Annotated in this window: 11 protein-coding genes and 1 pseudogene; 2 read left to right on the top strand and 10 right to left on the bottom strand. The window is 44.2% G+C overall.

Going from position 1 to position 12381, the window contains the following annotated elements:
* Window positions 1–10: 10 nt before the first annotated feature.
* Window positions 11–262 carry a hypothetical protein gene (locus HWX64_RS06085; RefSeq protein WP_032089297.1) on the bottom strand — a complete coding sequence of 84 codons (252 nt, stop codon included), beginning with the start codon at window positions 260–262 and terminating at the stop codon, window positions 11–13.
* 278 nt (window positions 263–540) lie between these two features.
* On the opposite strand from HWX64_RS06085, the gene HWX64_RS06080 reads away from it, so the two are divergent.
* On the top strand, window positions 541–756 hold the full coding sequence (locus HWX64_RS06080; RefSeq protein ID WP_071616789.1) for an alpha/beta-type small acid-soluble spore protein: 216 nt from the start codon (window positions 541–543) through the stop codon (window positions 754–756).
* Here the strand turns inward: HWX64_RS06080 and HWX64_RS21880 are convergent.
* The 7 genes and pseudogenes from HWX64_RS21880 to HWX64_RS06050 all read right to left on the bottom strand — a co-directional run bounded on the left by HWX64_RS21880 (window position 757) and on the right by HWX64_RS06050 (window position 6785).
* Window positions 757–965, bottom strand: a pseudogene (locus HWX64_RS21880) (hypothetical protein).
* Window positions 966–1038: 73 nt separating this feature from the next.
* The gene (gene fumC / locus HWX64_RS06075; RefSeq protein WP_175988178.1) at window positions 1039–2421 is read right to left on the bottom strand and encodes a class II fumarate hydratase; all 1383 of its coding nucleotides are present in this window, start codon (window positions 2419–2421) and stop codon (window positions 1039–1041) included.
* Window positions 2422–2512: 91 nt separating this feature from the next.
* On the bottom strand, window positions 2513–3535 hold the full coding sequence (locus HWX64_RS06070) for an ABC transporter permease subunit (RefSeq protein WP_058298164.1): 1023 nt from the start codon (window positions 3533–3535) through the stop codon (window positions 2513–2515).
* Entirely contained in the window at window positions 3528–4460 is a 933-nt protein-coding gene (locus HWX64_RS06065) for an ABC transporter permease subunit (RefSeq protein WP_175988176.1), read from the bottom strand. Before HWX64_RS06065 ends, HWX64_RS06070 begins: the two co-directional genes overlap by 8 nt.
* A 76-nt stretch (window positions 4461–4536) precedes the next feature.
* On the bottom strand, window positions 4537–5271 hold the full coding sequence (locus tag HWX64_RS06060; protein ID WP_175989661.1) for an amino acid ABC transporter ATP-binding protein: 735 nt from the start codon (window positions 5269–5271) through the stop codon (window positions 4537–4539).
* 13 nt (window positions 5272–5284) lie between these two features.
* On the bottom strand, window positions 5285–5989 hold the full coding sequence (locus HWX64_RS06055; RefSeq protein WP_175988174.1) for an amino acid ABC transporter permease: 705 nt from the start codon (window positions 5987–5989) through the stop codon (window positions 5285–5287).
* Window positions 5973–6785: an amino acid ABC transporter substrate-binding protein gene (locus HWX64_RS06050; protein WP_175988172.1), complete on the bottom strand. Its 813-nt coding sequence runs from the start codon at window positions 6783–6785 to the stop codon at window positions 5973–5975. Before HWX64_RS06050 ends, HWX64_RS06055 begins: the two co-directional genes overlap by 17 nt.
* Window positions 6786–6988: 203 nt before the next feature.
* On the opposite strand from HWX64_RS06050, the gene HWX64_RS06045 reads away from it, so the two are divergent.
* Window positions 6989–7600 carry an NAD(P)-dependent oxidoreductase gene (locus tag HWX64_RS06045; protein WP_175988170.1) on the top strand — a complete coding sequence of 204 codons (612 nt, stop codon included), beginning with the start codon at window positions 6989–6991 and terminating at the stop codon, window positions 7598–7600.
* 386 nt (window positions 7601–7986) lie between these two features.
* Here the strand turns inward: HWX64_RS06045 and HWX64_RS06040 are convergent, their stop codons facing one another.
* Both HWX64_RS06040 and HWX64_RS06035 read right to left on the bottom strand, forming a co-directional pair.
* On the bottom strand, window positions 7987–10005 hold the full coding sequence (locus HWX64_RS06040; protein ID WP_175988168.1) for an ABC transporter ATP-binding protein: 2019 nt from the start codon (window positions 10003–10005) through the stop codon (window positions 7987–7989).
* A complete protein-coding gene (locus tag HWX64_RS06035) occupies window positions 10002–11759 on the bottom strand; it encodes an ABC transporter ATP-binding protein (RefSeq protein ID WP_175988166.1) in 1758 nt (585 codons plus the stop codon). The genes HWX64_RS06040 and HWX64_RS06035 overlap by 4 nt, the downstream gene beginning before the upstream one ends.
* Window positions 11760–12381 lie beyond the last annotated feature (622 nt).

The raw sequence follows: 12381 nt of genomic DNA, 5'->3' as shown, positions 1-12381 counted from the left end.
ATAGCCTTTCTTAAAATTCCGTTAAATTGATGCTTTTACCTTCTTCTTCCCCGCACCTGATACACGTGAATAAATGCAGGCAAGTATCCGTACAGCTGCTGTTCGGTATCCCGTCCGCCAGCTGCACATGTTTTATATCCATATAGGCACTATATTCATCATAATAATCGTAATATCTTCCTTGATCCAAAGTGGAATCGCCGCATTTCGGGCACAGACCCTTATATTCAACAATCCCGTTGCATAATGCACATGCTTTCATGCGTGTCACCATTCTTTCAACTTAAGTGTTTAAACATATCCTTTTATGATTGACACTGTTTTATGTAGAGAAAATACAGGGAAAGAAACAGGAATAAATTCCCTTGTTTTTCTCCCGCATATAATTTCATGGACGAACCATAATACTTAGTAACAGCACATAAAGCAACTCATAACCTTGGGTCATACCATTACAGATGGTCGCTAATGGAATGCGTGCCGGTGCAACTCCGGTTGGCCCAACCAAAAAACAACCTATATTTAAGGAGATGAAAGATTATGCAACAACAACAATCTCGCAACAATTCATCTAACCAATTGGTAGCTCCAGGAGCTCAACAAGCTATCGACCAAATGAAGTACGAAATCGCTTCTGAGTTTGGCGTACAATTAGGGCCAGACGCTACAGCTCGCGCTAACGGTTCTGTTGGTGGAGAAATCACTAAGCGCCTAGTTCAAATGGCTGAACAACAAATCGGCGGCGGACAATACTAATCAGCTGTAAAATTTAATATGTATGGATAAACCCCTGGCAGATGCCAGGGGTTTTTTATTTTTGAGGACCGCTTTATATAACGCTATTGATTTCCGTGCAAGACTACGCTTTCCGCGGGCAGCCCGTGAGCCTCCTCGTCGCTGCGCTCCTGCGGGGTCTCACATAAGCTACTCTTTCCGCAGGAGTCTCCGTCTTGCACTCCAATCAACCGCTGGAAACAGTTAAATTGTTCCTCTTACATACAAAGACTATGCTCTAACTACAACTATCTCCCTAGTTCATTAGTTGTTAACCATGTTAGCCGGTTTGATCCATTCATCGTATTGCTCTTCTGTAAGATAACCGGATTTAATGGCTGCTTCTTTTAGGGTCGAGCCGCTTTTGTGTGCATTTTTTGCAATTTCCGCTGCTTTTTCATAGCCGATGTGAGGATTCAATGCTGTTACAAGCATCAATGAACGCTGGACGAAATCCTCTATAACATCCTCATTGGCTTCCAGGCCTTTCACACATTTATCGTTGAAGGAACGGATACCGTCTGTCAGCAGTCGTACAGATTGGAGCATATTATAGATGATCACAGGCTTGAAGACATTCAGCTCGAAATTGCCCTGGCTTGCTGCAAATCCGATACTGGCATCGTTCCCGAAAACCTGGGTGGCGACCATGGTGACAGCCTCACTTTGTGTAGGATTGACCTTCCCCGGCATGATCGAACTTCCAGGTTCGTTTGCAGGGATCGTGATTTCACCGATCCCGCTGCGTGGACCGCTTGACAGCCAGCGGACATCATTTGCCACTTTCATCAGGTCTGCAGCCAGCGCCTTTAACGCACCGTGCACATAAACAATTTCATCATGGGAAGTGAGCGCATGGAATTTATTGTCGGATGAAACAAATGGGATGCCGGTCTGTTCTTCAAGCTGCTCGGCGACTTTCCCTCCAAATGACGGATGGGCATTGATCCCTGTCCCCACTGCAGTACCGCCTATTGCCAGGTGGACAAGCTGTCCCATGCTTTCTTCAATTATATGACGGGATTTTTCCATCATTGCTCTCCAGCCGCTCACCTCCTGACCAAGTGTCAGAGGCGTGGCATCCTGCAGGTGTGTACGCCCGATTTTAATGATATCCTGAAACTTCCCTTCTTTTTCCCGCAGGGTTTCAATGAACTCATCGATTACCGGCAGAAGTTTAGATGATATCTCCTTATATGCAGCAATATGCATTGCAGTAGGGAAAGTGTCGTTCGAGCTTTGCGACATATTGACGTCATCATTCGAGTGAATCTTTTCATCACTGCCTGCCGTTTTTAAAAGTTCATTGGCACGATAGGCAACAACCTCATTTACATTCATATTTGATTGCGTGCCGCTTCCCGTCTGCCAGACCACCAATGGAAAATGTTCATCCCATTTAGCCTCCAGAATCTCGTCGCATGCTCCGCTGATTGCTTTCATTTTCCCTTCAGAAAGTTTTCCTAACGAATGATTCGCCATTGCCGCCGCCTTTTTCAGCTGCGCGAAAGCATATGTAACTTCCAGCGGCATTCTTTCTGTACCGATTTTGAAATTCTCTTTGCTTCTCTGTGTCTGTGCACCCCAGTATTTTTCCTTGGGCACTTTCATTTCACCTATTGTATCCCGTTCAATTCGGTAATCCATTTCTCTTCCTCCCTCAAATAATAGTCACATTACCATATTTCCACTATTTGACCTGTACTAACCACTTTCGGACAGGTTTTGTATCAAAATGTCAGCCGGGGTAGGTTCGGTGCTTTTCAAGGGTGAACTTCCCCTCCTCGGTTGTTCCACCCGAAGAATGAGGATTTGCCTTTTCATCTCTTACATCCTTTCGTCTTATTACTGCCGTTTCTCCCATTATCAATGCTTGAAGGGACGAAGCCATCATATTAAAAGCAAGGACAGTAAGGGAAAGAGCAGCAAGCGGGGAAAAAATGATCCATGGGCCCGTCATCATCTCGATCCGTGAATTACCTATGTTCCCGGCCCACTCATTGGAAAGGGAAAAGATTCGGGATTCTCCTACCATTATTTCCTTTTCCACCTGTCCCCCCAGCATTACCCCTAAAATCCCAAGATGAGCAAACAAAATCAGCACGCTCACATTGCGCTGGAAGAATAACAGAAAGAGGCGGGGCAGCAGATTCTTAAGAACATGACGGCGGTATAGGTACCATCCCCGCGCCCCCAGGGTCCTGGCGCTCAATATATATTCTTCCTGCATCGTCTTTTGGATCTCTTTGGAAAGCACTACAACGATCTGCGGCATCCCTATCAGAGTCAGCAGGAAGATTTGAATGCTGAGAAATTTTATTGGTTCAACTTCCGCATCCACCACAAAACGGAGCGGAAAGAGAAGCATAAAAGCGATGACGGCCATTGGAACATAAATCATGGATTCCACTGCTTCTTCAAATACAGTCAAGAATCTTTTAGACAATCCCGTAAAAGCAATAGAAAAAAACAGGGAAAGAACCAGCTGTAAAAAACTGATGAGCAGGCCGAGCAGAATAGTGAATTTTGCCCCTTGGATGATATAAGTCCAGAGAGGGATTCCCAGCCTGTCTGATCCCAATGGGGGCAGCTCTGCGGGAGTGAAAGGGGGACCCGCCATCCCCCCATCCAGGTGCAGGAAGCTGATGCTTTCAACTCCTTTTTCGAAAAATGGTTCATAAAGGAAACTAACCAGTAAAAGTACAGTGAGAAAGATGAACCCAGTCAAGAACTTCGGCTTTTTCAACAGCTGCTTAAGCATACGTCCCGTCCTCCTTCATGCCGATGCTTTTTTTCATGCGCTGCTCGATCAAAGTAAAGAGAAGGAAGAACGGCAGAAAAATCAGTGTACTGATAATGACGAAGGTGTATCCCGTCGACCACATCAAAAGTCCCATCACACCGCGCATATTAAATAATTGTTCAAGTATGAAGAGGTTCGAAAGCATAAAGGAAAAGACCAGTTTCATTTGATAAAATAAACTGTACAGCACATTCCTGAAACTGTGGACCACCAAAATATGAACAGAACTCAGCCCTTTACCCCGGGCAAGTTCAACATAAGCCTTCTTTTCCTCTTCTTTCAAAAGCAATACGATCGTCTTGACTAAAAAAACGGCAGGAACCACAGTCAAACAAGTGACAGGAAGTAAATAGATTTCTTCACCAGTCATGGCGATATCCCCGATCAACACACCCGTCTCCCTGAAGTACATAACAACGAGCAGCTGCACGCCGATGATGATAAAGATATCCGGCAGCGACTCTATCACATTTACAACAGATAGCAGAAAGCGTTTAATGGTTCCGGATGCGAGTGAAATCATCATGCTCACAAGAAAAGCGATGATGACAGCCAGCAAGAGTGAAATAAAGAAAACTTTCATCGAATACGCAACCCTTTCAAAAAGAACATCAATAAGGGCATATTCCTTTCCCATGACAACAATTGACCATTGATCCGGCCTTGCCAAATAAAGAAAAACATCATAAATTGCACTGAGATATGCGTATGGATATAAACCAAATGAGCCGCTTTCTCCATTCAAATAGACATATTGAAAATCTGCATTAAAGAACAGATTTGGCAGTGAACTGATAAAAACCAATCCTGAAAAGATAAGTAGTAATCTTCTGAATATCTTCATTGAATCCCCCATTTCTGCTATATTACCTTTTCTTTCCATAGTGGAGAAATCCCTGCTTTTTCACCTGTTTTACACAAAAAAAGATGAATGGTGAGTGCCCATTCATCTTTTCCTTTCATCTTATCAAGTTTAAAAATTGACGTGTGCGGTCGTGCTTAGGGTTCTCGAATACTTCCCGAGGAGTTCCTTCTTCCAAGATGTAACCGCCGTCCATGAAGATCACCTTATCTGCGGCTTCTTTTGCGAATCTCATTTCGTGGGTGACGACGACCATCGTCATCCCTTCTTCTGCAAGATCCTTCATGACTTTGAGTACTTCTCCAACCAGCTCGGGATCGAGTGCGGATGTCGGTTCATCAAACAGCATCACCTGCGGTTCGATTGCGAGGGCCCTTGCTATGCCGACCCTCTGCTGCTGTCCTCCGGATAGCTGGAACGGATAATAATCGATTTTGTCGCCGAGTCCCACTTTTTCAAGAAGGCGGATAGCATTTTCCCGGACTTCGGCTTTTTTCTTGCCCTGTACGACGACCGGTCCTTCCATGACATTTTCAAGAGCCGTCATATGCGGGAAGAGGTTATAAGTCTGAAAGACCATGCCGGTCCTTCTTCTGAATTTCAAAAGCTCGGCAGTTGATACTTTTTCAGAAAAATCAACCGTCATTCCGCCGATTGATACACTGCCTTCATTAGGTGTCTCGAGTGCGTTCAAGCATCTGAGAAATGTCGTTTTCCCGGATCCGGATGGACCGATCAGCACGATCACTTCCCCTTTCTTGACTTCCACATCCATGCCTTTCAACACTTCCAGGTCATCAAATCGTTTCTTCAGTCCTTTTATCGAAATCATCATTACCCTCCTTTTATTTAGCGATATAACGGTCTAGCCTGGCTTCGATCCGTCCTTGTATGATGGATAAGATAAAACAGATAATCCAGTATAATAGTGCAGCTTCCATGTACATGAGGAGGAATTCATAGTTGGTTGCCGCAATTTCCTGAGCTTTCCTGAACATTTCCGTCACGAAAATCAGTGAAGCAAGCGACGTATCTTTTACCAAGCTGATAAATGAATTGGACAAAGGAGGGATGGACACTCTTGTCGCCTGCGGCAGGATGATTCTTTTCAGCGTCTGTGAATAGCTCATGCCGATGGAATATCCTGCTTCCCACTGCCCCTTCGGAATGGACTGGATGGCAGCCCTCACAATTTCAGAAGAGTATGCCCCCATGTTCAATGAAAACGCAATGACGGCTGCAGGAAATGGTTCCAGCTTAAGGAATTCGATGCCGAGGGAACCGAGTCCAAAGAAAATGATGAACAGCTGCACCAGCAGCGGCGTTCCCCTGATCGCGGACACATAGACCCTTGCAATGCCCCTTAAAACTGAAAATCTTGAAAGTCTGGCCAAAGCAGTGAAAACAGCAATGATCAATCCTAAAGTAAACGATATGAGCGTTAGAGGGATAGAATAATACAAAGCTCCCTTGATCATCGGAAGCAGGGAGCTTTGTAAAATATCGAACATTTCTTCAGGATTCTGAAAAATACTACTTAGGAGATACATTCTCGCCAAACCACTTGTTGGAGATCTCTTCGTACGTACCGTCTTCCATCATGTCCTCTAACGCTTTATTGACTTCTTCCACCAATTTGTCATTACCCTTACGGAACATCAAGCCGCTTTGTCCCGCATCTTCAGCTTCGGCAGCGATTTTGATATTGGCATTCTTTTGTTTATTCATATAATCAAGAATTGAAATTTTATCATTGACTGTCACATCCACACGGCCCTGTTCAAGCAGCTGGATCGATTGGGCGAGCCCGTCGACTCCCTGGATGACAGCTCCATTCTCTTCTGCGATATCCCTGTAATTGCTCGTCAGAGATTGAGCAGAAGTAAGCCCTTTGATATCTTCGAATGATTTCACATCGTTGTTATCTTTAGAGACGACAACCACAGCACTTGATTCGATATAAGGCTTCGAAAAGTCATACTTCTTCTGTCTGTCCTCACGGATCCCCACCTGGTTGGCGATCATATCGAAGCGGTTGGAATTCAACCCTTCGAACATCGCATCCCATTGTGTTTCCTTGAACTCAGCCTCTACACCAAGACGTTTAGCCACTTCACGTGCGATTTCCACGTCAAAACCAGTAAGCTTGCCTGACTCATCATGAAAAGTAAAAGGAGGATATGTTCCTTCTGTACCCACTAACAGCTTCCCTTCTTCTTTCACTTTATCGTAAAGGGACTGTTCTGAATCCCCGCTTGATCCTTCATTATCTTTTGATTGTCCGCATGCTGAGAGCACCATTGAAAGGACCAGCATCAGAACAGCTATAAATTTCCATTTTTTCATTATCAAAACCCCCACTAATCTTATCGGAATTATTAACTACGAATGTCATCATAAAACGATAACTGTAAAAAGTCAATGAGAAAATCTTAATTTCAAGATTAATTTTTCGCAGATGCACACTCCTTTGGTATACTTTTAATCTAACCTATTGAATGAGTAGAAATTCGGATCACAACAAAGGATTTTTTTTAGGAGGGATATCCATGAAAATTGCTCTCTTCGGCAGTACAGGCAGGGTCGGGGCTGTTGTTTATGAAAAGGCAAGACATCATCATACGATTCACCGTCTCACCAGAAAGCATGTTGAGAAGAAAAGCCTTGAAGAACATGCAGTGACAGGCGATGTGCTCAATGAAGAAGATGTATTCAACACCATTTCAGGCTGCGATGCCGTCGTCAGCTGTCTGAATACAGATAAGGAAGATGTGTTGTCGAGGAGCATGCCCATCATCTTAAAAGCGATGAGGCAAAACGGCATCACCCGCATCATCACATGCGGTACTGCCGGGATATTGAATTCGAGGACGAAACCCCACCTATACCGATTCCAATCCAATGAATCGAAGAGGAGGAGCTCGACCGCTGCAGAGGATCATCTCAGGGCCTTCATGATGCTTCAGGCTTCCGGACTCCAATGGACGGTCGTTTGTCCGACGTATCTTCCTGACGGGGAACGAATTGGCGAATACCGTATTGAGGGGGACACCCTCCCTGAAGATGGCAAGAGTATCTCCATTTATGATACTGGTGATTTTATTTATCAAGAATTGGTGAATCCTCAGTTTATCCGAAAGAGGGTCGGGATCAGCTATTAGGGTTCAAATGGGATGTTGGGTTTGGATTTGGTTCCGGCGAAATTTAACTATTATTGTCGAATTGTCGGTAAGTGCTAAAAAATTGTTGGTATCCTAGAATTTTTCGCTGATAACTACAAATTATTGTTGATAAACACTCAAAAAACGTTGGTAATTTACTAACCTCGTTGTGCCAGGCACCATATGCCATTATTTCTCCTGGCACAACTTGCATCCATACACGCTGAACAAACCTCCCTGGCCAGCCAAACGAATTCCCCAGGCCGCAGGCACTCCAATGCAATGGTTTTCACCACAAAACAAAAAAGAGAGCCAAAAACCTTGAAAATGTTTTGGCTCTCTTTCTATTTAAAACTTGCCGCTTGAGCAAGCTGCACTCCCTCTGATCAGCCTGCAAGATCTGATGATGATCCCTGCTGAAGCTGATACATTTGATAATAACGCCCTCCTGCTCTCATGAGTTCGTCATGATTACCTTTTTCAACGATTTCTCCCCGATCAAGCACAAGGATCTGATCTGCATTCTTAATAGTTGATAGACGATGAGCGATGATAAAAGTCGTTCTGCCCTTCTTCAATACTTCCATCGCTTCTTGGATCACGGCTTCAGTTTCTGTATCGATGCTCGAAGTTGCTTCGTCCAAAATTAAGATTGCCGGGTTAAAGGCAAGCGCCCGGGCAAAGGAAATCAGCTGACGCTGACCGGATGAAAGGGTGCTGCCCTTTTCAATAACCGGTTCGTCATAGCCTTTTTCAAGATTTTTGAATACTTTTTCTGCCCCGACAGCCTTCAGGGCATCCTCCACTGTCTGCCTAGATATCCTTGGATCATCAAGGCTGACATTGGATGCGATCGTACCGGTAAACAAATACGGATCTTGCAGGACGATCCCCATATGCTCTCGGATTGTTTGATATGGAATATCTTTGATGTCCTGTCCGTCAATCTTGATTTTTCCTTCGTTTGTATCATAGAAACGGAATAATAGATTCATGATGGAACTTTTCCCTGATCCCGTGTGCCCGACAAGAGCAACGGTTTCTCCTTGATTCGCTTCAAACGTTATGTCCTTCAGCACATATTCATTTTCTTTGTAGCCAAAAAACACGTGCTCAAAGCTGACGTTCCCTTTGTATCGGGCCATTTTATCATCGGCTACCTTCGTTCCGTCCTCATCAAGAAGTTTGAATACGCGTTCGCCTGCCACAAGTGCCTGTTCCAGGTTGGCAAGCTGATTGACGATTCCGGTAACCGGCTGGAATAATCGGTTGATATAGTCAACGAAAGCATAGAGAACACCCAGAGTCACGACAGATCCGACCCCGATCGCACCTCCACCGAAATACCAGATGAATGCCACAAACGTGATATTCCTCAATACCCCTACAAGATTATGTGAGGTCATGGAGTTCAAGCTCAAAAGCTTATTTTGGTATTTATAATGGGTGCCGTTCAGTTCTTCGAATTCGCTGCTTGTTTGTTTTTCCCTGCTGAAGGCCTGGATGATATTCATCCCTTGGATCGACTCATTGATCATCGCGTTGATGTCACTTACTTTCGAACGAATGATATGATTGTATTTAGACGCATAGATCCTGTACAAATACGTCCAGATGACAAGGATTGGAATCAGAATCAAACAGATTGCCGCAAGCTTTACATCGAGTATGAACAACGCGATATAGATTCCAAGAATATAGATCGTGCTTGTAAAAAACGTAGACAAAACGGTAACATATAAATCCCGGATCGCTTCGGTGTCGTTTGTAATCCGGGCTACGACCTTTCCTGCCGGCAGATTATCAAAATATCGAATCGGAAGCTTCTGTATATGCTGAAAAATATCGTTACGCATTTTCTGGATGACCCTGTTGGCAGCTTTCTGGAGATAAAACCGCTGACCGTACTGAAAAAAGGACGCAACTACCAGAAGCCCAAAATAAAAGGCAATCAGTTTAATAATCTTTGGAATTTCAGGACTATAAAAATCTAACAGTTCATCCCCGCTTAATTTTTGTGCCGGGTAGCCTTCAGAGTCTTTACCTTTTGTAATGATCATGGTGCCATCTTGGACTTTACGTTCACCATCGAACGAAACGGCAGCAGGGATAAAGTAAAATTCTCTTCCGACTTGAAGGATTCTTACTTCATCCCCTTTTTGTTCATTTCCATTAAAATACTGCTCTCTTTTATACCATTCTCCTTTATAGGAAACGGCATCTTTTCCTTTTTCTGTTTCATACCATGCTGCTTCTATCCCCAGAATATGATCATCGATCATTTTTTTGGCGATGAAAGGGCCGGCAAGCTCTGCCGCCACTGAAACAGTCAGCATCAACAGTGCAGCTATAATGATTTTTTTATATAAAAGTGCATAATCTACTAGTCTTCTTCCGACTTTCATACGCCCACCTCCTCATGTGAGGAATCTTCAACTTGCTGACGGTCGAATTGTTCTTTATACCAGCCGTCATTGTCAAGAAGTGTCTCGTGGACCCCTTCTTCCACCACTTTCCCATCCTCCAGAACGATAATCCAATCAGCGTGCTGTACAGCCGATAGACGATGAGTCGTGATGATCGTTGTTTTTCCTTCACGTTCATTTCGAATATTTTCAATGATTTTTGCTTCTGTTTTAGCATCGACAGCTGAAAGGGAGTCATCCAGAATAAGAATTTCAGGATTTTTGATAAGTGCCCGCGCAATGGAGATACGCTGTTTTTGGCCACCTGAGAGTGCAACTCCTTTTTCTCCCACCAGCGTAGATAAACCGTTCGGCAGCATTTCTAAGTCTTTCTTGAAATCAGCAAGCTCAATCGCCTTTTCCAGGGCCACTTCATCTGCATCATGCCGCCCGAACAAAATATTTTCTTTCACAGTCCTCGAGAACAATACATGATCCTGGGGAACGTAGCCGATCCAGCTTCTGACCTGATCAAGAGTGAGATTCTTTATCGGAACTCCTGCAATCGTCAGGGAACCAGAGCCAGCAGGATATTCACGGAGAAGCTGTTTAACGAATGTCGTCTTTCCGCTTCCTGTCTTCCCGACCACTCCAAGTGTATCCCCCTGGCCAATTTTCACTTTGAGGTTGGTCAGATTCTTCACCTGGGAGGATGGGTATTGGAAATGAACATCATCGAATGCTACATTCTCCGGCGTACCGACAGATTGAGGACGATCCGGATCTTTTACATCCTGAACATAATCCAGGGTTTCCTGTACACGATCAAGCGAAGCATTCCCCCGCTGCATGATGTTGATCAGTTCGCCAATCGCAAACATCGGCCAGATCAACATCCCTAGATAGACATTGAACGATACGAGCTGCCCCAGGGTGATGGACTGATGGAACACGAGATACGCACCATAACCAAGTCCGATCAAATAGCTGAGACCGACGAGTACTTTTATGGTTGGATCAAACAGTGAGTCAATTTTTGCTACTTCTATATTCTTTTTGTATACATCTTCCGTCATGTCAGAAAACCGGCCCTCATCCGCTCTTTCCTGGACATACGCTCTGATTACCCGGACCCCTGCAATGGATTCAAGCACTTTGTCGTTAAGATCACCAAATGAATCCTGTGCTTCTGTGAAGCGTTTATGGATTCTTGCCCCATACACCTTCATCAATAACGCCATGATCGGCAGAGGCAGGATGGCAGCTATCGTTAATTTCCAGCTGATCAAAAATCCCATCGTAAACAAGATCGTGAGCATGAAGACACTTGAATCGATCAGCGTCAGCACACCGAATCCGGCAGTGACAGAAATCGCCTTCAAATCATTCGTTGCCCTTGCCATCAAGTCTCCCGTACGATTTTTTTCAAAGAACGTCGGTGTCATTTTTAATAAATGACCCATGAAGTTAGACCGGAGCTTTCGTTCAACCAGGAACGCACCTCCGAATAATTGATACATCCATACGTAGGTCATCGCGTATGAAATGAGCGTGATGCCTGCTAATAACCAAATATACTTACTTAATACATCCCAGGATATCGATCCGAGATGAATGTCATCGATTGCATTCCCGACGAGCTTAGGCGGGATCACATCAAGAATCCCCACAATCGTCAAGAGGATGATCGCAACCGTATATCTCTTCCAATTTTCTTTGAAAAACCATGATAATTTCTTGAAAATACTAAACATCGTTCTACCCCCTTAATCTTCCATTCGTTCACTATCCGCCTTCTGTCTCCACCAATGTCAACATCTTTTTCTTCTGTACTTTCAGCATCTTTTTTCCTCCTAAATGGTTTTATATTATGTGAACAGGTACTGTACCTGCGAACACCGAAATAGTCTGTTTAATGCCGCTATTGATTTCCGTGCAAGACTTCGCTTTCCGCGGGCGGTTGGTGAGCCTCCTCGTCGCTGCGCTCCTGCGGGGTCTCACCTAACACGCTTTTCCCGCAGGAGTCTGCGTCTTGCACTCCAATCAACCGCTGGAATCAGCCGAAATTAACAAATTACATTTACATATTAATTCAAAAAAAAAGGCGTTAATAAGGCTCTAAGGGCAGGGATGATTTGCATCAGAAGCCCTGCCGGTGCCTTGTTAACGCCCATAAATGGACATAAAAAAGCACAGGTTATCCATCATAACCTGTGCCTGTTATCCGCTTGAATTGTGAATAAGGAGTTACTGGTTATGTGATGATATGAAATTAGTAGAAGCTGCTCTTCCTCTGCCTTGAACTGTATATACGTTGATCATCACAAACCCTCCATTTCTTCATTGATATTTATTCCATTAATAACCATACTATAG

The organism is Bacillus sp. Marseille-Q1617 (genome assembly GCF_903645295.1).
Taxonomy (GTDB): domain Bacteria; phylum Bacillota; class Bacilli; order Bacillales; family Bacillaceae_B; genus Rossellomorea.
This window is presented reverse-complemented; position numbering and strand designations above follow the sequence as displayed.